Here is a 20,702-nt window from a genome sequence, read left to right on the forward strand (position 1 = left end):
TCAGACAGTGGTCTGCGGGACGCCAGGCTTGGCGACCATGGCCTCGCCGATGCCTTCGACGAACGACTGGTCGGCTGGCAGCACGATGGCGACGGAGCGCACCTTCTGGTCCTGCGTGCGGTTGCCGACCGGATCGGCGCCCTCCTGCGCGAGCGCCAGCGCCGCCTTGCGGAGCTTCTGACGTGCCTTGATGATGCCGGCGTCGGTGGCGACCAGGCGCTCCTTGGTGCGGTCGACGATCGGGCCCATCGACTCCTGCAGCGAGGCGTCCTGGAGGGCGATGCCCTTGATCCCGGAGTACGTCTCGCCGCGGCGCTGGGCCTCGCGGTCCATCAGGTAGTCGTTGTCCTTGTTGGCGAGCGGACGGTAGTTCTCGTCGTTCGCGCTGTGGACGCCCATGCCGGCGCGCATGGCCGCGACCTCGGCCTCGGTGAGCGGGCGGGTCGGGTGGTAGTCGAAGCTCCAGGCCCAGCAGTTCTCGTCGTCGATCGGCACCCAGAAGTGGCCGTGCATCGGGTGGTCGCCGCGCGGCGGCACCATCGTGAAGTTGGGCAGCACCCACGGCGTCACCCGCCAGTAGTAGTGGCCCTCCTCGGCGTTGCGCCGGGCGCCGATCAGCAGGCCGCCCTCGTAGTCGACGACCTCGAAGAACGGCTTGAGGTCGCCCTTGTTGTAGGCGTTGCCCCTCGACCCCTTGAACAGCGGGTCGCTGTCGAGGCTGCCGGAGTGCAGGAAGGTGACGTGGCTGGAGTCGATGCCGCCCTCGAGGGCCTGCAGCCAGTTGCACTCCTGGAACCGCTTGGAGGTGTACGCCTGCCCCTCCGGCACGGTGATGAACTCCCACTCCGGCAGCGGCGGCCGCTTGTCCGGGTCGCCGAGGTAGGCCCACAGCACGTCACCGCGCTTGATCATGGGATAGGACTTCAGCTTCACATTGGCGCAGAAGTTGCTGCTCTCGGGCTCGCTGGGCACCTCGATGGCCTGGCCGGTGTAGTCGTACTTCCAGCCGTGGTAGGGGCAGCGCAGGCCCCCTTCCTCGTTGCGGCCGAACCAGAGCGAGACACCGCGGTGGGCACAGAACTCGTCCATCAGGCCGTAGCGGCCCTCGGAGTCGCGGAAGGCGATCAGCCGCTCCGAGAGGACCTTGACGCGGACCGGCGGACAGTTGTTCGCCGAGAGCTCCTCCGCCAGCAACACCGGCTGCCAGTAGCGGCGGAACAGGTCGCCCATCGGGGTGCCCGGTCCGGTCTGGGTCAGCAGCTCGTTGATCTCGGTGCGCAGCATATGCGGTCCTTTCGCCCCCTAAGGGGATAACTATCAGACCATTTGCCAGCTGGCAATGGCCGGGAGATGGTGGATGCTAGGCCTGGGCCGGGGGCACGTCGACGACCAGACCGTCGAGGTCGTCGGTGAGCTCGATCTGGCAGCCGAGCCGGCTGGTGGCGCGTCGGTCCTCGACGCCGAGGTCGAGCAGATCGTCCTCGAGGTCGCCGGGACCTCCTACGCGACCTGCGAAATCGTCGCGCACCCAGACGTGGCACGTGGCGCAGGAGTTGTTGCCCCCGCACTCGCCGATGATTCCCGGCACGCCGTTGCGGACCGCGGCGGACATCACCGTCTCTCCAGCTGCGGCTTCGACGACGCGCTCGTCGCCCATGGTGCTGACGTAGACCACTTTCGGCACGTACGCCTCCTTCTGGGAGAATGGCCTAACCAATATACCTAGAATCGCATCGGGTAGGTCAACCTTTGCCACGCGCGGGAGCTGAAGTGCCGTGGTGGGCTGCCTACGACTGTTCCGCCGGGACCCGGGCGACGGAATATCGGCTGACCCGGCTGCCTCGCAGGTAGTGGAGGCCCGCAGAGGCGATCGAGACGAAGCCGCCCAAGGACAACGCGGCGACCGGACCCAGAAACCGGCGACCCAGCCGATGTCGACGTCGTCCAGCGCGGGCCCGCCGCGCGAAGTCATCTGGTGGATCGCCGACACCCGGCCTCACATCGCGTCCGGAGCTCCAGCTGCGCCGCCGCCTGGCGTTTCGTCGTCGCCAGCGTGTCGAAAGCGCCGATCAGCAGGCCGGGCGTGAGTGCGAGCGGCAACCAGGGCGACTGGGCCGGCGCCAGGGTGGCGACGCCGTAGCCGGCCGAGGCCAGCACCGCCAGGGCGGCGGCGACGACACCGACCAGCAGAGGGTGAAGTCGTGATGGCGCAGGGCCGGCGGCAGTTTCATGAAAGTCGCTCCCCATTCGGCGGTGTCGCGAACGGCTCGACACGGCCGCAATCTAGCAAATGATAAGACCATTGCCGGATAGGGGGCCGTTAGGCTGCTCTAACAATTGGTTAGACCATTTCTTGGTACGATGTAGCCGGGGGAGGACCGAGATCGACGGACGAGATCGTGAAGGGGGCGCCGGCATGGCCAATGCGTCAGTGGGGCCATCGGATGGGACGCCGGGCAAGAGGAGCACCGCCGACCTGTTCAGACCGGTGAGCGTCGATCGCATCTCCGAGGTCATCGTGGAACAGATGCGGCTCCTGATCAGGGAGGGCAAGCTCGTCCCCGGTGATCGGCTGCCCAGTGAGCGGAGTCTGTGCGAGCGATTCGGGGTCAGCAGAGTGACCGTCCGTGAGGCTCTCCGCGTACTCGAGGCCAGCGGCCTGGTGGAGATCCGCGTCGGGGCCCGGGGCGGCGCCTTCGTCACCCGTCCGTCGAGCGAACGCGTCGGGAAGGGTCTGGCGGAGTTGCTGACCCTGGCCCCGATGACCGCCCTCGACGTCACAGAAGCCCGCATGGTCGTCGAGCTCGGCATCCTTCCCTTGGTGGTGGAGCGCGCCACCGAAGAGGACATCGCGGAGTTGCGCGTCCTGGTCGATCAGGGTCTCAGCGCGCTGGAGAACGGCTCCTACACCATGGCGATGTCGGCGGCCTTCCACGTGCGGGTCGCCTCCTCCGTGCACAATCCGGCGATCGAGATGCTGGTGCACACGTTCCACGGCCCCCTGCTCATGTCGCTCCAGCAGGCACAGGTCGCCGCGCCGTTGATGGGCCTTCGGGGAGCCCACGAACACTTCGAGCTGGTTGAGGCGATTGAGCAGCGGGACGTCGAACGAGCACGCAACGTCATGACCCGCCATCTTCAGCGCACTGCCGATCGCCTGGCGAATCCGGACGGCGAGGAGTAGCTCTGCCGGGATCAGCCGGCCTCGCCCTGCACCGCCGGTCTGGGCCACGAGTTGTTGTCACCGCGTGTGCGGATGGGCGGGTGGGCGGACGGAGCCGCGGACGACGATGTGGGTGCCGAGCACGACGTGCTGGCGCTCCTGCCGGTTGAGGGCCAGCCGGACCGCAGTCCGGCCCAGTTCCTCCGTGGGGATGTGCACGGTGGTCAGGCCCGGGGACAGATCGGCGGCGAACGGGATGTCGTCGTAGCCGGCGAGTGAGACGTCCTCCGGCACGCGGAGCCCGGCCTCCCGCAGCGCGGCCAGGACGCCGATCGCCACCATGTCGGTGGCGGCGAAGACGGCGGTGAACTCGGTGCCCAGCGCGATCAGCCGGCGCGCGGCGTCGTACCCGTCGGCTCGGCTGAACCCCGCGGGGACGATCAGCCCGGGGTTGTGCGGGACGCCGAACGCCTCGTGCGCGCGGATGAACCCGCGGACGCGGTCGAGCTTGGTGGTGCTGAGGTCGTCGGGGGCGGAGGCGCCGACCAGGGCGATGTGCCGGTGCCCCTGCGAGAGCAGGTGGCTGGTCATCGCGTAGGCGCCGCCCTCGTTGTCGTACTCCACCACGGTCGTCGGCACGTCCTCGCCCAGCGGCGGGCGCCCGCACAGCACGAGCCTGGAGCCCGCCTTGTCGAGCGCGTGCGCGAAGTGCGACATGCGTTCGCGATAGGTGTCGTCGAGCGAACCGCCGCCCACCAGGATGACGGCGTCGGCCCGCTGCTCGCGCATGGCTTCGACGACGGCCAGTTCGCGTGAGGGGTCGCCGTGGGTGGCGCAGACCATGCACAGCCGTCCCTCGGCCGTGGCCTGCTGCTCGACGCCCTTGGCGACATAGGCGAAGGACGGGCCGGTGACGTCGTCGAGCACGAAGGCCACCATCTTCGTGCTTGCCCCGGAAAGGGCGCGTGCGTGCACGTTGAGCACGTAGTCGAGCTCGCGCATCGCGCGCAGCACGCGTGCCTTGGTGGAGGAGGCGACGGGGTAGTCGCCCTTGATCACCCGGGATACCGTGGTGGCCGAGACTCCCGCCCGCGCGGCGACGTCGCGTACGGTGACGCGCTCGTCGTCGGCGTTCGGGCCCTTGGGGCTCAGGTTTCGCGACAAGTCGGGCCTTCCACGGTCTTCGACAGACGGAGCAGTGCTGCTGAGCAAGGTTCGGGCAGCGTGATGCGGAGGGTTTCGGCCTCCCAGCGGGCGTCCGCCGTCTCCGGCAGCAGCAGCGGGGTGAGATCATAACCCGCCGGCCAGGGCACGTCGATCATGTCCGAGGGGGAATGCCTGCGCCATATCGCGAGGTACGCGACCTCACCGCAGTCTACGGCCAGCGCGATCTGCTCGGCGTCCCAGCGCGGCAGGCCCAGGGGCCATCGTGGCACGCCCCTGGCCAGGTCGCCGCGGTAGCCCTGGTAAATCTCGACTGCCCGTCTGGCTTGCGCCAGCTGCTCGGGACTCAGCAGGTCGAGGCGACCGCTGAGGTGGATGCGCCCGAGCATGGCGGTGACCATGCCGAAGGTGATCAGGTCGTCGTGCGGGTAGGCCCAGACCGCGCCCTGCTCGGGTGGCACGGCGGTGGGCGCGGCTGCCGCGATGGCCGGCAGCAGCAGGTCGTCCTGCTGATCGGTGAGCGACTGGACGGGGAACGTCCGCAGCGTCGCTCCGTCGAGCCGCATGCCGCCTGCCGCACACGCTTCGAGGACCAGGCCGGGGTGACGCTCCATGACGCGCTCGGCCCACGCGAGGTAGGCCCGGTTGTGTTCGAGCAGGCGGTCGGCGGGCCCGATGTCGATGTTGTAGTCGAGCTTGAGGTAGCCGACACCGAAGTCGGCGATCAGGCGGTCGACGGCCGCGTCCAGGTGCGCGACGGCTGCCGGGTGGCTCAGGTCGAGCTGGTGGCGGCCCCATTCGGTCAGGCGCACGCCTTCGCGGCGCAGGTACGCCTCGTCGGGGAGGCCGACGTCGCTGCGAACGCCGACCACCTCGGGTTCCAGCCACAGGCCCGGGATCATGCCCGCTGCCCTGATCGCGCCGGTGACCTCGGCCAGGCCGTCGGGGAAGCGGCTCTTCGAGGGCTCCCATGCGCCGACGGTGTCCCACCAGCCGGGCACGCCGCCGTCACCGGGGCCCGCCCGCTCGTCGTCGTACCAGCCGGCGTCGATGCAGAAGTACTCGGCTCCGGCCTCGGCGGCGGCGGCGATCAGGGGACGCAGGCGCTCGGTGGTGGGGTCTCCCATGAGGCCGTTCATGAAGTCGTTGAAGACCACAGACAGCTCGGCGTTGTCCCGGTGCGGCCTGCGCAGGGCCCGGCGGTAGCGGGTGAGCGCGGCCACCGCCTGCTCATAATCGCCGGCCAGGGTGAAGGCGGCCGGGACGGTGGTGAACGACTCGCCCGCCGCCAGGCGCACCGACCATTGGTGCTCGCGCAGGGACGGGCCCGACAGCAGGAGGTAGATCTCGCCGTGGCGCTTGCCCGCGGTGCCGCTCCTGCCGGTGCTGGTGACCTCGATCTCGACCACGGGCAGCGCGGCCTCGCCGGCGCCCGCGAGGCCGCCGATCGCCAGCAGTCGCGGCGGTCCGTCATCGGGGAGGTCGAACCGCAGCTCACGCCAGTCGAGCACGCCTCCGCCGGCGTGTCCGGCGGCTGCGGGGGTGTTCACGTACGGTGCGCGTGATGGGTTCTCGCCGTCGGCGTCCCCCCTGCCGGGGATCCCCACGTCAGGCCACCCGGTCGAGGTCGTCGTGCGTCACCTGGTGGGCGAGGGGGAAGCCGGATGCCAGCCGTTCCAGCTCGTCGAGCACGGCGGCGCCCATCCTGGCCAGCTCGTTGCCATGGGAGCCGGCGATGTGCGGGGTCAGGAACGCGTTCGGCAGCTCGAACAGCGGCGAGTCGCTCGGCAGCGGCTCAGGCTCCGTCACATCCAGCACCGCGGACAGCCTGCCCGTCCGCAGTTCCTCCACCAGCGCGCCGGTGTCCACGAGCGCTCCCCGGGCGGTGTTGACCAGTGTCGCGCCGTCCCGCATGAGCGCCAGCCGTCCGCGGTCCAGCATGTGCCTGGTCTCGTCGGTCTCGGGCGCGTGCAGGCTGACGACGTCGCATGTCCTCAGCAACTCGTCGAGCTCCACCTGGCGCACGCCCTCCACCTGCGTGTACGGGTCGTACAGGCACACATCCAGATCGTGTGGCGCGAGCAGTTCGAGCACCCTGCGCCCGATGCGGGAGGCGCCGACGACGCCCACCCGCCTGCCGTAGTTTCCCACCGCCGCCTCGATCTCGCCGATCGTGAAGGCCCGATTCCGCCGGTAGCGCTCACGCAGCGCGAAAACTCCCTTGCCGGCCAGCAGAATGACGGAGACGGAGTACTCGGCCACGGGCATCGCGTTGGCGTCGGCGGCCGATGAGACGAGCAGCCCGCGTTCCCACAGAGCGGGAGAGATCAGGCTCTTGACCGAGCCCGCCGCGTGCAGCACCGCCCGGAGCCCGGGCGCCTCGTGCAACAGCGCCTCGTCCAGTGGCGGGCAGCCCCACCCGGTGATCAGGACGTCCAGCTCGGGGAGCACCTGGGCCAGTCGCGGGTCGTCGAAACGCTCGGCGACCAGCGACACATCGATGTCGGCGACCCTCTCCAGCCGCTGTATGAGCGGCGCGGGGAAGAGCATCGCGAGGTGTTCCGCGCGCATGGCGAACAGCACCTTCGGGCGGGCTAGCACAGGCATGGCCTCCGTCCAGGGAAATGCTATAGAAACCGATAACTACCGTAAGAGTGTCACTAATCCAAGGTCAACTGCGATCTGGCTTTGAGATCTCTGCAGGAAGGAGTGCCTGTATGTAACTTATATGTAACGTATCCTTGTGGTGCCCGTCTCTCCGCCGTAGCGTTCGCAGCGACCGGTTTCTGTGACTGGAGGCAGAAATGAGACGGACGGCCACGACAGAGGCCGCGGCCCCGGTGACCGCTCTGGCCGACTCCGGCCGAGGCCGGACCCCGGCCGCAGCGCACCGTTCAGCGGGCTTCGTGCAGATCGGCTACTGGAGACGGATCACGGCCGTCGGCGAGCCGGTCGCCGCGAGGCCTCTTCGGTGATCCGCAATCCCGTGCTGCCCGGCTGCCATCCCGATCCGTCCATTCTGCGGGTGGGCGACGACTACTACCTGGCCACCTCGACCTTCGAGTGGTATCCCGGCGTACGCGTCCACCACTCGCGCGACCTGGTCAACTGGCGGCCTTTGGGCGGCATTCTCACTGATCGGCGACTGCTCGACCTGTCGGGCGTGCCCGACTCCGGCGGAGTGTGGGCGCCCGATCTCACCTATGCCGACGGCCTGTTCCACCTGGTGTACGGCGTGATGGACAACTACGCCTTCGGCTTCAAGGACATCGCCAACTACCTGATCACCGCTCCGTCCGTCGAGGGTCCGTGGTCGGATCCGGTTCCGCTTGCGGGGCGCGGGTTCGACGCCGCGCTGTTCCACGATGAGGACCGGACATACCTGTTGAGCATGGTGTTCGACTCTCGCCCCGGCCACGGGTTCGGCGGGATCGAGTTACGGCCGCTCGACGGTGGCGAGCCGAGGATGATTCTCGGCAACCGGCACGTCACGGAAGGGCCGCATCTCTACCGGGTCGGCGGCTGGTACTACCTGATGGTGGCCGAGGGCGGCACCGGTTACGACCACGGCATCACGGTGTTGCGGGCACGGACGCTGGAGGGCCCGTACGAGCCCGACCCGGCAGGCCCGATGCTCACCTCGCGCCACGACCCAGATCTTGAGCTGCAGAAGGCCGGGCACGGCTGTCTGGTTCAGACCCGCGACGGCAACTGGTACGTCTCACACCTGGCAGCCCGCCCCTATGGCCGGCGCGGCCGGTGCGTGCTCGGCAGGGAGACCGCGATCCAAGGCGTCGAGTGGGTGGACGGGTGGCCGCGGGTGGCCGGGGGAGTGCCCGCCGTCGAGGTCGCCGTGCCCGCCCTGCCACCTCACCCGTGGCCGGCCTCCGACCCCGGCTGGAGCACGCTGCGCCGCCCGGCTTCGCCGGACTGGCTGAAGGAACAGAACGGGAGCATGACGATCCGGGGCGGACAGTCGCCCTACGGCTTGCGCAGCCCCAGCCTCGCCGGCCGGCCTGTGACCGCCAAGAGGTGCCGGTTCGCGTCGACCGTCGTCTTCGAGACCGACAGCGTGCACCAGTCCGCCGGCATCACCGCCTACTACAACTCGCGTAACTGGTATCACCTGGCGCTCACGGCCGACGGTCTGGTCCTGACCGGTAGCGACCGGGGTGTGCGGACCGTCCACTTCACGGCGGAGCCGGCGAGCCGGCTCGGCGTCGAGTTCGACGGCCCGGCGCTGCGCTTCACCTGCGACGGCCGGACCATCCCCGCCGAACTCGACGCCACGGTCCTGAGTGACGAGAACGCCGACGAGATCGCCGATGGTCAGGTGCGCGCCTTCGGCTTCACCGGCGCGTTCGTTGGCCTGTGGGTGCAGGACCTCGCAGGCGAGGGCTGCCAGGCCACCTTCCACGACATCACCTACGACGCGCTGTGATGGTCGCGCTGACGAACCCCCCGAGGAGAAACGTATGAGAAGTCTGCGATGGCTCGCCCTGGCCGGGGTCCTCACCCTGACCGCGTGTGGCGGTGACCCTGCCACGTCGTCCCCGCCGGTCGGGCAGGCGGGGACGGGCCCGGTCACGCTGGACTACTGGACCGACAAGCAGGGCTCGGAGGCGGCAGTCGCCGCCTTCAACGCCGCCCACAAGGACGTGCAGCTGAAATACGTGAAGGCGCCCGCCGTCGACCTGGTGAAGAACCTGCGCAACGCGCACAAGGCCGGCGACAAGGCGACGATGCCGTGCGTCGTTCAGACCGACAACCGCAACGGCGGCCAGCTCCTGGCCGAGGGCGTGATCAAGGACATCACCCAGGAGGTGAGCGGCAGCGCGGCCACGTTCTCCCCGGGTGCGGTCGAGGAGCTCACCCTGGCCGGGATCACCTATGGAGTGCCGGACAAGCGGGACCCGCTGTTCAGCATGTACTACAAGCCGATCTTCGAAAAGCGCGGGCTGAAGTACCCCACGACGTGGGAGGAGCTTATCGAGATCGGCAAAGACCTGAAGAAGGACGGCATCGCGGTCTTCAACCTGGCCGGTGAGGACCCCTCGACCATGATGGGGCTGGCGTGGCAGGCCGGCGCCCGGTGGTACACCGTGCAGGGTGACGCCTGGAAGATCAACTTCACTGATGACGCGTCGAAGTGGGCGGCCGGCATCATGCAGCAGCTCCTCGACAACGGCTTGGTGGAGAAGATCTCCTACGCCGAATACGCCGCCATGATGCAGGAGTACGACCAGGGCAAGATCGCGATGCGGCAGGTGTCCACCTGGCAGCTCTCCGGTCACCAGCGCAGCATGAAGGACTCACTGGGGCAGTGGGAGGCGGGTCCGAACCTGCTGGTCAAGGGCCAGAACGAGCCCGTCTCAGCCGCGGATACCGGCGCGCTGTCGGTGCCGTCGCTGTGCAAGGACCCCGCCAAGGCGGCGCAGGCGGCGATCTGGCTGGCCACGGAGAGCACGCCGGTGGCGGCCATGGCCGACCCGGTGGACGGCTCCGGCTGGTACCCGGCCGTCGCCGACCCTGCCCCCTACCTGGACGCGGTGGTGCCCAGGCAACTGTGGGGCGAGCACGCCGAGGCGGGCAAGCAGGTCATCGCCGACTCGGACAACTTCGCCTCCGGCTGGGTGTACGGGCCCAACTCCACCGCCATGTACGAGGAACTGGCCGACAAGTGGGGCAAGGCCATGAACGGCGACATGAAAGTCGAGGACGTGCTGACCCACATGCAGCAATGGACGGTCAACGACCTGAAGCAGAAGGGCGTCAAGGTCGTCGAGTGATCGCTGTGAGGGAGGCCTCCGAGAAGACTCCGCGGCCTCCCTCACACCTGATTAGGGAACCCCTCATGTCTTCTGTCACGCAACGCAAGGGCGCGGCCTTCTCCGCGCCGTTCTTCATCGGCTTCGCCTGCCTGTTCGTCATCCCGCTGCTGTACGCCGTGTACCAGAGCCTGTTCACCATGCGCACCTCGGGGCTCGGCATCGGACCGCGCCAGGAGGTGTTCACCGGGTTCGGCAACTTCGCCCGCGGCCTGTCCGACTCCACCTTCTGGGCGGCCGTGGCCAGGGTGTGCGCCTTCGCGGTGGTGCAGATCCCGGTCATGCTGGCGCTGTCGCTCACGATGGCGCTGCTGCTGGACTCGGTCACCAAGCGGACGGCGCACCGCTACCGGCTGGCCTTCCTGGTGCCGTACATGATCCCCGGCATCGTGGCGGCACTGATGTGGATGTACATCTACAGCCCCCGGCTGGGCCCGCTGATGGACCTGACCGGGATCAACTTCTTCGCCTCCGAGCTGATCTGGGTGTCGATGGGCAATCTGCTGACCTGGGTGGGCGCCGGGTTCAACATGCTCATCGTCTACGGGGCACTGCAGTCGGTGCCGCGCGAGATCTTCGAGGCCGCGCGCATGGACGGCGCCTCGGAGCTGCGCATCGCGCTGTCCATCAAGATCCCGTACGTGCGGGGCGCGCTCGTGCTGACCGGCATGTTGTCGATCATCCACATGCTGCAGATCTTCAACGAGCCGCTGCTGTTCCGCAACGTGGTGCCGGAGATCGTCACCAAGGACTTCACCCCGATCATGATGATCTACTACGAGGCGTTCGACAGCAACGACTACAACTACGCCGCCGCCCTGTCGATCATCCTGGCCGTCATCGTCGGCGTCATCTCCATGCTCTTCTACCGCGTCACGAACAGGGCCCAGCAACCATGACCGCAGTCGCATCGGTACGGACGCTGGACGGGCTGCCCGTCGGCGCCACCCAGTCACGCACCTCACAGGCCCTCGTCCTGGGCGGCCTCGGACTGTTCGCGCTCTACTCGATCGCGCCCGTCTGGTGGCTCGTGGTCTCGGCGACCAAGTCCCAGACCGACATGCTCTACACCAACGGCCTGTGGTTCGGCGAGTTCAACCTGGGCCGCAACCTGGAACAGGTCTTCACCTACGGCGACGGCATCTTCCTGCGCTGGGTGCTGAACTCCTTCCTGTACGCGGGCGTGGGCGCCGCCGTGTGCACGCTCATCTCGCTGGCCGCCGGCTACTCGCTGTCCCGCTTCACCTTCCGCGGCCGCGGCACGGGGCTGGCCCTGGTGATCGGCTCGTTCCTGATCCCCGGCGCCATGCTGACCATGCCGCTCTACCTGCTGTTCGCCAAGCTCGGCCTGGTCGACACCGTGTGGGCGGTGCTGATGCCCGCCTTCGTCAGCCCGTTCTCGGTCTACCTGGCCAAGGTCTACGTCGATGGTGCCGTGCCCCCCGAGCTGCTGGAAGCGGCCAGGGTGGACGGGGCGGGCGAGTTGCGGATCTTCTTCCAGATCGTCACCCGGCTGATGAAGACCGGCGCCGCCACCGTGTTCCTGCTCGCCTTCGTCAGCAACTGGAACGGCTTCTACCTGCCGCTCACCATGCTGCGTGGCGAGGACAAATGGCCGCTCAGCCTCGGCCTGTACGCCTGGAACCTGCAGCGCACCGAGGCCGAGACCGACCTGACCGCCCTCGTGCTCACCGGCTCTCTGCTCGCCATCATCCCGCTCGCCGTCTTCATGATCGCGATGCGCCGCTACTGGCAGTCGGGCGTCACCCTGGGCAGCCTCAAATGACCTCCGGGTGGGGTGCGCCGAAGCTGACGGCCATCGCCCGCGAGGCCGGCGTGTCGCCGTCCACCGTGTCCAAGGTGATCAACGGCAGGATGGACGTGTCGACGCCGACCAGAGCCCGTGTCATGGACATCCTGCGCCGCCGCGGCTACCGGCGGCGCACCCCACCCAACCAGCGGCTGTTCGACCTGCTCCTCGACGACCTGGCCGCGCCCTACGCCGGTCAAGTCATCGCCGCCGCCGAGCGCGCCGCCCGCAGAGTGCGCGCGGACCTGGTGGTCTGCACGCCTTGCGCCGCCTGGCTCGGCCGGGTGACCGCGAGAGGAAGCGCGGGAGTGCTGCTGGCGGGCGCCCGGCTCACGCCGCTCCAGTCGGCCTGGCTGGCCGACCACCACCTGCCGGTGGCCACCATCGACATCTCCCATCGGCCGCTGGACGAGCTGTGCATGGCCGTGGTCGCCTCCTTCGCCGAGCCGGATCCCGCTCTGGAACCCGTGCTGAACGCCTGCCAGGAATCGGACTCGTAGATCGTCGTTCGGATCAGGCCCGGGAGCACGTGCTCCCGGGCCTGATCCATGGCGTCATCCCACGGGTTCCACCCGCACGTCGTCCACCTGGAAGGTGCCCGACGAGCCGCGCAAGCCGAAGGTGAGCTCCAGGTTGTCGATGTCTGCGTCCACCGAGGTGTACTCGCGCTCGAACCTGGCCCACGTGCCGGCGGGGGTGTCGCCGGCGGGCAGCCAATTGCGCTGCTCGCTACCGACCCCGGTACCGCCCTTGAAGGAGCGGACGAAGGCGTAGGCCCCAACCGTCCGCCCCGGCACGTAGTCCGTCAGCCGATAGTCGAAGGACACCTTGTAGCGGGTGTTCGGTTTGGCCGCGATCGGAGAGATCCCGCCCGCCTTCCGGCTGTTGAACCACAGGTTGTAGCCGCCGTTGCCGGTGGTGTCGGTGCTGGAGAAGAACAGGCCGCGCTCGCCGTTGTGCGCTCCGTCCTCGCTGATCACCCGCTGGTAGCTGCCGGGTGCCGAGCCACCGGCCGCCCAGATGTCGGGCTCGCCGGCCTCGAACCCGTGCTGGAACACCGGAACCAGCAGCGCGTACGCGTCGTACACCCGCTTGACCCTGGCCGACTCGTCGCCGTCCGGGTCCGCCTCGACAGCGTCAATCTCGGCCTTGAAGGCCGCGTAACTGTCCTGGGTGTAGTCCCCGGCCTTGACCGCCCGAGCCTGTTCCAGCACCGTGTCGATGCCTTCCGCCGTCACCTGGACGGCGTCGGACGCGGTCCCGAGCGCGGCGACCTTGTAGAACAGCTCACCGGCCAGGATCCGGTCGTCGTGGACCAGCGAGGCGGAGTTCTCCGCCACCTTCGTCCAGCCGGGGGCGGTCAGTGGGTCAGTGGCGGCCACCGCGGGGTCGGCGGTCCGGTAGACGTCGAAGGCCACCGCATCGTCCGGCTTGCTCCACTGCACGCGCACGGCTCCGCGCTCGCCGCGCACCGCCGTGGCCGTGACCAGGCTGCGGTCACGCTGCTCGACCGCCACGCCCGCGAACGTGGCATCCGCGGCGGCGGCCACACCCGCGTGGATCACCTCCGTCATGGGCACGACCAGCGTGCCGACGCTTGCCCACGTCTGTCCGTCGGCGGAGGCGTAGCCGGTGACCTGATGCGAGCCGACCGCGCGCACCAGCTTGAGGTACTCGAGAGGCTCGGACCGCGCGACGGTGTAGGGGCTGCGGGTCACGCCCCCCGAGTTGTTGCTGCCGGCCAGGCCCGCACCGGCATCGGCCCGGGTGTCCAGGGTGCGGGTGCGCATGGCGAGCTTGCCGTCGGCGTCGAGGCCGAACCACACGTATCGCCCGACCGGGTCGGTGTTGTCGCGCAGGATGACGCCGCCGGCGCCGGAGCGCAGCTCGGCGCGGACTTCGACGCTGCCCGCCACCAGCTTGCTCGCCATGGCGTAGGAGTCCTCGGCGTAGCGCCGGTAGATGACGGAGTCGTCGCCTTCGCCGAAGCCCTTGCCGTTCACACCGGACAGGGTGATCTCGGAGCCGTTCACCGCGGCCTTGCCGGAGGTCGCGCCGATGAGATCGTCACGCCAGCCGGTCCGTGCGAGGTCGCGCGTGTGCGGAGCGGTGACGCGGGCCTTGACCGGATTGGAGGGTTGTCCCGCTCCGGCGGCGACCTTGTAGTAATACGTGCCCTCGCCGGGCACCTCGTCGATGTGTGAGGTGGTCGTCACCTCGGAGACCTTGGCGTACGGGCCGTTCTCCCGGGTGGCTCGGCTGATGGTGTACGACTCGGCGCCCGCCGCGGGCAGCCAGCTCAGGCCGACCGACCGGGTGCCGGGTGTGGCCACGGCCACATCCACGGCGGCGGGAGGCTCGGCGCCCACCGTGTCGCTGCCCAGCTTCAGCACCATCGCGCTTTCCGGGGGAAGCGTCACGGCGTTCTTCTTGACCTTCACCGGCTTGCCGGACACCAGGTCGGCGACCTCGCCGCCCCAGTCACCGGCGGGCAGCGCCACGGTGAAGGACTGCTTGTTGCCGAACTCGGCCCTGGTGGTGTTCACGGCCATGAAGTACTGGCCGTAGCGGGAGGTGATCAGGTTCGGGTAGCCGCTGTAGGGGGTGTCCTGAGCAAAGTTGTCCCTGACGACCGTCCCCACCCCCGGCTGGTAGGACACCGGCATGAGGTCGCCGACCCAGGCCAGCGGGGGAGCTCCTGCGGTCTCGGTCCAGTCGTAGGCGAGGATCTGCTGCGCCGAGTTCGAGCCGCGTGGGTAGTAGTCCTGGCTGTCCAGCCTGGCTTGCGTCTGAATCTCGGCCAGGTGCTCGTAGCCCGCGCTCTGCACGTGCACCCGGCCCGCGCCGGTGTAGCCGATGTTGCGCTCATTGAGTGCCGCGTACAGGTGCGTGTCGCCGTCCCTGACGGTGAGCAGCAGGTTGTCGATGTCCGCCCACGCCGTCGCGGTGCCGAACGCCGCCCGGTCCACGCCCAGCGCGGACAGCTCGGCATCGGTGTAGCGGGCCGGATCGGTGTGGGGCAGCAGCACCCCCGCTGCGGCCTTGCCGCCGAACCGCTCATAGCCGGCGCGGCCCGCCGTCACGTAGCCGTACTCCTCGGTCAGACGCAGGTCGTATGTCTGCTTGGCGACCACCGAGTCGAAGTACGGGAAGAACTGGTTGTCGGCGAGTTGCTGCTGCATGAATCCGACGGCTGAGCGCGCGTACTCCCAGTACGGCTCCCACTCCTTGCCCCGGTACCGGCCGGGGTTGTCGGCCATGAACGTCTCCAGGCCGGCGAAGGCGAACGCCTGCGGGGTGCCGACCTCGGTCCCATAGGCGGACTTCCCCGGATAGGCGCTGTTGCGCCAGTCGACCACCTGCTGCATGGTCATGACCCGGTTGCCCGCCGCGTCAGTGCCCTGGTAGCGGGTCTGACCCCGGGCGTGGACGTTCTTCAGCGACAGCTTGAGGATCTCGTCGTTGAGCTGCTCGTCGCCCTTGTGACCGAGCGTGCGGTAGAACCAGGCCGGCAGGTAGTTGGTGGACTCGCCGTAGCTGCCGACGTAGCCGTTCTCGCGCGTCAGACCGGCCTCGGTGATGCCGGTGTAGTGCGTGCCGTACGGAGTGCGCCTGACGACCTCGCCCTTGCGGTCGAGCTTGCTCTTGGCCAACCCCTTCATGACGACCTGGAGGTAGTCGTCGGTGTATTGCGCCGTCTGGTCATGATTGAACAGCGAGTGATAGAGATCCAGGTCCTCGCCATCGGGGCCGACCAGCACCTCCTCTCCCAGGAACGGCTTGGCCCCCAGCGCCTCCTCGACGATCCTGTTGCTGCGCTTCTTGCCCTCGTAGAACCGCGAGCCGATGATGCGAAGGCCCTCGTGCGCCTTCCACGCGCCCTCATAGGTGTACATCATCTGGTTGTAGATGTAGGACAGGCGGCTTCTGGCGAAGTCGAAGTTGGCCTTGAGCACGCGCTCCCAGGCCTCGCCTCGGGTCAGCTCGCCGCCCTTCCAGTCGACGCCCGCGATGCTGTTCGGGCCGTCCTGGGTGCCGGTCGTGAACGGCTCCTTCAGGAACGCGTCGAACTCCTTGCGGTCGATCAGGTTCTCCACGATGTAGAGAGCCTCACCGAGTGCGCCGTAGTAGCCGCCCCAGTCGGACTGGTGACCACCGTTGCCCAGGCTCTTGACATCGCCGTAGTACTGCCGGGTGTAGTTGTCGATCGAGGCGAAGATCCGCTGCAGGCCCTTGCGCTTGTCCTGGGTCGGCGACCAGTCCATGAGCAGCGACTCGGCGTAGAAACGCAGCTCGTCCTTGTAGCGGACGATCGACATGGTGGCCTTGGGGTCGGCGTCCACCCGGGCTTCCAGCGCTTTGACGTCGGCGATCTGCTTGGCGCGGTACGCGTCCACCTTCGCCTGCTCCTCTGCGGGAGTCAGCTTGGCGGCGGCCTGCGTGGAGGGCTGGTACCCGGTGTCGTCCGTCGGTGTGATCTTCGGCGAGGTGTGCGTGAACGCCTGGTAGAAGCTGCGGGAGTCCTCGGTGGACTTGGCCGTCAGGGTGGGGTGATAGGTGCGCAAAGTGATCCGCGCTTCGGTTCTACCCTGGGTCGAGGCCAGGGGGAGCATCGCCGTGCTGTAGAAGAACCGGCCGGGCTGGGCGTTGCCTCGGGTACCGACGTTGATCGGCTCGTGGTCGCCGTTGGCGCGGTAGCTCACGTACTCGCCGTTGATCATGACCACGGTCTTGTATGTCGAGTCGTCGCCGCCCCAGAACTTGACCGACAGGTAGTTCTGCAGCTTGGGATGGACTTTCACGGTGAAGGTGAGGTCGCCCAGGTTGTAGCCGGGCGGGGTGAGCGGGCGGGAGACCCTGGCCTTCTGTCCGTTCGAGCCGTCTACCACCGCGGTCGACCCGCCGTTGAAAGCGTGCGCCTGCTCCGATGCCGTGTCCCCGAACGTGATCTCGTCCAGCCGGTCTGCGGCCTGGGCCACGTGCGCCCGGGCCGGGATGGCCGAGACTGCCGACGCCTGGGCCGGTACCGCTGACAGCGCTCCGGCCAGGACGGCAGCCAGGAGGGCTGCGCCTGTCCGGCGCAGCCGCGATCGTCTGGGCCGGTGTGAGCCGGGCCCGATGTGCTTCATCAGGGGTCTTTCGCCTTTCTTCTCGGGAAGCGCTTTCCCGGGTGGGATGCGGAAAGAGGAGCGGATCAGCTGCGAGTGCAGGTGAGGGTGCCGAAGCCGAGGTGGTCGAAACCGCCGCTGTTCGGGCCGTAATGGCCGCCGCCGCCCTCGGGGCGCACCCGGGCGGCGTACGCGGTGATGTTCGGCACGGACAGGCCGCGCCGGACGGCGTAGTGGTTGTACAGGGCCTCCCAGATCGGCCGGTCGCCGCCGCGCCCGGTCGCGGAGATCGCCGTGTGGGAGTTGGGCGCGCAGGTGGTGCCGCTGCCCCAGTTGTAGGTGGTGAAGGGGACGTCCTGGCCGAGGTTGTAGCGGGCGACGTACTCGGCGGCGCGCATGAAGCGGTTGCCGCTGTAGCCGTACAGGTCCTGCCCCTGGTTCCAGGCCATCTCGCAAAAGGTGCCCATCAGGCCGATGCCGAGCATCGCGTGCCCCTGGTCGCGGCCGCTTTCCTGCCACTGCGCGAGGTTGCCCGGGTGCAGGAACGGCACCGCTTTGGTGATGGAGCCGTTGCCCGCGCCGCTCTTGAAGTATGTGACCGCCTGGTCGAACTTGGCCTGGTCGTCGCACAGGATCCCGATGGCCAGCACGGAGGCCATGTTGCACAGGTCCCAGTTGGCCCAGTAGTGGGTGATGCAGGCGCCGTTGTGCCTGGTCAGGAAGTCGTTGTTCATCGGGTAAAAGACGCCGAGCATCATGTTGCGCAGCCGGTTGAACTCCAAGCCGGAGTAGCCGCGCATGATCTCGGCGACGTTGGCGAGCTGGTAGCCGTACAGGCCGGCGGCCAGATACTTGTCGGACGTGCCGGTGATCGTGGTGAGCGTGCCCGACCAGGCGTTCAGGATGTCGCGGGCGGTGTCGCCGTGGGCGGTGCTGCCGCTGATCTTCCAGCGCAGCGCATTCTGGTAGGCGGCCGCGATGTCGCGGTAGAGCTGGGGGTAGTTCTCTCCGGTGCCGCCCCGCACCACGGTGGCTACCGGACGCGGTGTCCAGCCGCTTTGCGCGTAGGAGTTGGCGATCAGCCTGTCCCACCCCGCCTTGTACGGCTGGACCTCGGCTGCGACCCGGGTGGCCATGCGGGTGAAGTCGGCCTGGGTGTGCAGCATGCCCGGGTGGGCGAAGGCGAGGCGGGTGGCGACGGCTGCGGGTGCCTGGCCGCCGACCAGGGCCGTGCCGGCTCCAGCGATGAGGGCGGATTTCAGTAAGTCGCGACGGCTCGGGATCATAGACATGATCGCTCCTTTCGCCGTAGAAATCGGTACCAGGACCGTACGGTGTCGCACAGTGATCGACAAGAGCCGGTGAAACCTCACCGCACGGGTGCACGGGGTCCGATACGAAGCGAAGTTATCCCTGTTCAGATGCGGTTCTAAATCGCTAGACGGCGGCGGTCGCATGGCATCAGCGCCGGCCGCGAAAGTTTTCGTTGACCTGAGAGCTGCAGGGCCGTTGCCTCTCCGAGCCAACCGAATCTAGCCTTATGGGACCGATTTCTATGACCGTTCACGTTCAGCGGAAGGCAACGTCCCGGCGCCGTCATGAAGAGATTCCATGAGCCATTGTGTGAGGAGTGCGGCGAAAGCCGCCGGGCGCTCAAGGTGCAGGAAGTGGCCGGTGCCAGGCCAGGTGACGACCCTGCTGCCGGGTGGCGCGGGAATGGCCGACTCCCAAGTGGCGGCCTTGGGCAGCGAATGCAGGGACAACGCCGGGCAAGCCCGCCTCGCCAGGAACTTTTCGGCGGTCCGGCGGGTGCCGAACGCGCCGGCGGTGACGTACAGGCCTTCGTAACACATGAGCACCACCAGGTCCCCAGCCAGCTCGGCGGGTCGGTATCCCGACGGAGGAGCCGAGGACCGGCCGTGGCCACGCAGGTCGGGGCCATGCAGATGCTACGCGAGGATCATGAACGCACGACATCCGGCCCGCTTTCTCACGCTGTGGTCCATCAACGCCCCGCTCGCCGAAGAGGAACTGTTCGCGCAGCTCCAGGTCTTCGCGGCACACGGGCTCGACGGCGTCGTCTTCCATCCGCGCCACCACCCTGGGCCGCCCGCCTGCCTGAGCGGCCCGTACTTCGACGTCGTCTCACGGGTGATCCTGCGGGCCAAAGAACTGCCTTCCGCGCGGTCATACGGTCCGACCTCGCCGAGCCCGCCGACCTGTTGCTCGTCTTCGCCGACCCGCTACGGGCTCTATCGATCGACGACATCGCCACCTGCTGGACGGCGCGGACGCCGATCACATGCCGGGCGGGGGATGCGCCGATCCTGCGCGGGGCAGAAGAAGCGGTCGCGCGGCTCAGGCTCGGTGCAGGTATGCACGAGACGGTGGTGAGGTTCGTACCTGAGACGCCGGTCGAGCGCCCCTTCGCCTGGGTGCGCGGTGACATGCTGGTACGCAGCCGGCTACTGGGACGCGCCAGACGCGACCGAAGTCCTCACCGACGGCCCGTTCACCATCACGGGTGTCCCGTCCGCTCCCGCACAAACTGGGCCCACGTGGAAGGAAGTCGATCTCGTCGCGGCCGGCTACGCGTTCACCCGCGAGCCCATCGCCCTCCATGCCGAGATCCAGGTGACCGGGCACACCAAGATCCTCGCCCTGAGCCCCGTCCACGCCGACGCCGTCCATGTGCGAATCGCCAGCGTCGACTATGGATGGCACTGGCCGGCCGCCCGCGGTCAGGGCCTTGCGGTCCCGGCCGAACTGACTCCCGGCTCGTACACCCTCCGCCTCGACCTCGTCCCCAGCTCGTACAACGTGTACGGCCCGCATCACTATGTCCTCGGTGACGCTCCCGCGATCAGCCCAGCACAGGTCATAGGCCAGCGGAATTTCATCGACGAGGCGCTGCCCCACCTCGGCACGCACGAAGCCGCCTGGCATCTCAAGCGCTTCTCCGCGCCGTCGCGGATCGAGCCCATATGAAGGGCGACCAACTCGACCAGAACGAAAGGTTGATGCCCTGATGTCGATACCCCCGGGACCGATCCGGCTCACCGGCTCTGCACACAGCGCGCTGTGGCCACTTGCCTCCACCCGTATCACTGGTGGATTCTGGGCAACCCGCCGGCGCACCAACGAGCAAGTGAGCATCCCGCAGGGCCCTGCACTTCTCGAAGCCGCGGGGGGAGGTCCCGGAGATGCCTCCGGCCGGCACAGCGCTACGCTCAAATGATCTGCTCGGTCGGCAGAATAGTGATCTCGGTGAGGTTGACGTGCCTGGGCACCGCCGCCATGAACGCCACCGTCTCGGCGATGTCTTCCGACTGCAGCACATCAATCTGCTTGATGAGGTCAGCCATCAGCCGGCTCGCGTCGGCGTCGGTGACGTGGCTCGGCAGCTCGGTGTCGACCATGCCGGGCTCCACCGCCGAGACACGCACCTTCTTGCGGCCGAGCTCGGTGCGCAGCAGCCGGGTCAGTGGATGGCTGCCGAACATACGGTCACACCTGGTCGGCGACTTCGCTGCGGCCCTGCGGTGTCATCAGCAGGCTGCCGGGTCCCAGCCGCAGGCGATGATCCGCTTTCGGTTGGAACGGTGCTACCCATGGCTACGAGCGCAAAC

Annotated in this window: 16 protein-coding genes; 7 read left to right on the plus strand and 9 right to left on the minus strand. The window is 68.3% G+C overall.

The genetic code is table 11. The annotated features are described in order from the left end of the window. Together ITP53_RS06975 and ITP53_RS06980 are read right to left on the minus strand one after the other, a co-directional pair. Window positions 1-1,284 (minus strand): aromatic ring-hydroxylating dioxygenase subunit alpha, encoded by a 1,284-nt coding sequence (locus ITP53_RS06975; protein ID WP_195894469.1) that lies wholly within the window; start codon window positions 1,282-1,284, stop codon window positions 1-3. A 76-nt stretch (window positions 1,285-1,360) separates the two neighbouring features. Then, the gene (locus ITP53_RS06980; protein WP_195894470.1) at window positions 1,361-1,684 is read right to left on the minus strand and encodes a 2Fe-2S iron-sulfur cluster-binding protein; all 324 of its coding nucleotides are present in this window, start codon (window positions 1,682-1,684) and stop codon (window positions 1,361-1,363) included. 732 nt (window positions 1,685-2,416) lie between these two features. Between ITP53_RS06980 and ITP53_RS06985 the strand changes: the two genes are divergently transcribed. Then, a complete protein-coding gene (locus ITP53_RS06985) occupies window positions 2,417-3,184 on the plus strand; it encodes a FadR/GntR family transcriptional regulator (protein ID WP_195894471.1) in 768 nt (255 codons plus the stop codon). Window positions 3,185-3,241: 57 nt separating this feature from the next. Here the strand turns inward: ITP53_RS06985 and ITP53_RS06990 are convergent, their stop codons facing one another. Genes ITP53_RS06990 through ITP53_RS07000 form a run of 3 tightly spaced genes read right to left on the minus strand, consistent with a single transcriptional unit; the run spans window position 3,242 to window position 6,934 of the window. Continuing rightward, complete coding sequence (locus ITP53_RS06990; RefSeq protein WP_207755610.1) at window positions 3,242-4,327, minus strand: LacI family DNA-binding transcriptional regulator; 1,086 nt, start codon at window positions 4,325-4,327, stop codon at window positions 3,242-3,244. Further along, window positions 4,312-5,877 carry a glycoside hydrolase family 36 protein gene (locus ITP53_RS06995; RefSeq protein ID WP_207755611.1) on the minus strand — a complete coding sequence of 522 codons (1,566 nt, stop codon included), beginning with the start codon at window positions 5,875-5,877 and terminating at the stop codon, window positions 4,312-4,314. Before ITP53_RS06995 ends, ITP53_RS06990 begins: the two co-directional genes overlap by 16 nt. 58 nt (window positions 5,878-5,935) lie before the next feature. Next, window positions 5,936-6,934, minus strand: coding sequence for a hydroxyacid dehydrogenase (locus tag ITP53_RS07000; protein WP_195894473.1), 999 nt, complete (start codon window positions 6,932-6,934; stop codon window positions 5,936-5,938). A 364-nt stretch (window positions 6,935-7,298) separates the two neighbouring features. On the opposite strand from ITP53_RS07000, the gene ITP53_RS07005 reads away from it, so the two are divergent. The 5 genes from ITP53_RS07005 (at window position 7,299) to ITP53_RS07025 (ending at window position 12,465) form a co-directional block, all read left to right on the plus strand. Continuing rightward, complete coding sequence (locus ITP53_RS07005) at window positions 7,299-8,768, plus strand: glycoside hydrolase family 43 protein (protein ID WP_195894474.1); 1,470 nt, start codon at window positions 7,299-7,301, stop codon at window positions 8,766-8,768. Between the two features lie 34 nt (window positions 8,769-8,802). Next, window positions 8,803-10,116: an ABC transporter substrate-binding protein gene (locus ITP53_RS07010; protein WP_195894475.1), complete on the plus strand. Its 1,314-nt coding sequence runs from the start codon at window positions 8,803-8,805 to the stop codon at window positions 10,114-10,116. A gap of 65 nt (window positions 10,117-10,181) precedes the next feature. Then, on the plus strand, window positions 10,182-11,054 hold the full coding sequence (locus ITP53_RS07015) for a carbohydrate ABC transporter permease (RefSeq protein WP_195894476.1): 873 nt from the start codon (window positions 10,182-10,184) through the stop codon (window positions 11,052-11,054). Then, entirely contained in the window at window positions 11,051-11,941 is an 891-nt protein-coding gene (locus ITP53_RS07020; protein ID WP_195894477.1) for a carbohydrate ABC transporter permease, read from the plus strand. Before ITP53_RS07015 ends, ITP53_RS07020 begins: the two co-directional genes overlap by 4 nt. Next, on the plus strand, window positions 11,938-12,465 hold the full coding sequence (locus tag ITP53_RS07025; protein ID WP_195894478.1) for a LacI family DNA-binding transcriptional regulator: 528 nt from the start codon (window positions 11,938-11,940) through the stop codon (window positions 12,463-12,465). Before ITP53_RS07020 ends, ITP53_RS07025 begins: the two co-directional genes overlap by 4 nt. 54 nt (window positions 12,466-12,519) lie before the next feature. Here the strand turns inward: ITP53_RS07025 and ITP53_RS07030 are convergent, their stop codons facing one another. The 3 genes from ITP53_RS07030 to ITP53_RS07040 form a co-directional block, all read right to left on the minus strand. After that, window positions 12,520-17,094 carry a Tat pathway signal protein gene (locus ITP53_RS07030; protein ID WP_195894479.1) on the minus strand — a complete coding sequence of 1,525 codons (4,575 nt, stop codon included), beginning with the start codon at window positions 17,092-17,094 and terminating at the stop codon, window positions 12,520-12,522. A gap of 65 nt (window positions 17,095-17,159) precedes the next feature. Beyond that, entirely contained in the window at window positions 17,160-18,365 is a 1,206-nt protein-coding gene (locus tag ITP53_RS07035; RefSeq protein WP_195894480.1) for an alginate lyase family protein, read from the minus strand. Window positions 18,366-18,626: 261 nt separating this feature from the next. Continuing rightward, on the minus strand, window positions 18,627-18,926 hold the full coding sequence (locus ITP53_RS07040) for an alpha/beta fold hydrolase (RefSeq protein WP_195894481.1): 300 nt from the start codon (window positions 18,924-18,926) through the stop codon (window positions 18,627-18,629). 589 nt (window positions 18,927-19,515) lie between these two features. Between ITP53_RS07040 and ITP53_RS07045 the strand changes: the two genes are divergently transcribed. Next, window positions 19,516-20,061 (plus strand): hypothetical protein, encoded by a 546-nt coding sequence (locus ITP53_RS07045; RefSeq protein ID WP_195894482.1) that lies wholly within the window; start codon window positions 19,516-19,518, stop codon window positions 20,059-20,061. A gap of 242 nt (window positions 20,062-20,303) precedes the next feature. Here the strand turns inward: ITP53_RS07045 and ITP53_RS07050 are convergent, their stop codons facing one another. Continuing rightward, window positions 20,304-20,576, minus strand: a complete 273-nt coding sequence (locus ITP53_RS07050; RefSeq protein WP_236050536.1) for an SDR family oxidoreductase — start codon at window positions 20,574-20,576, stop codon at window positions 20,304-20,306. Window positions 20,577-20,702: the final 126 nt, after the last annotated feature.

Origin of the sequence: Nonomuraea cypriaca (assembly GCF_015645445.1) — a bacterium.
GTDB classification, from domain to species: Bacteria; Actinomycetota; Actinomycetes; order Streptosporangiales; family Streptosporangiaceae; genus Nonomuraea; species Nonomuraea cypriaca.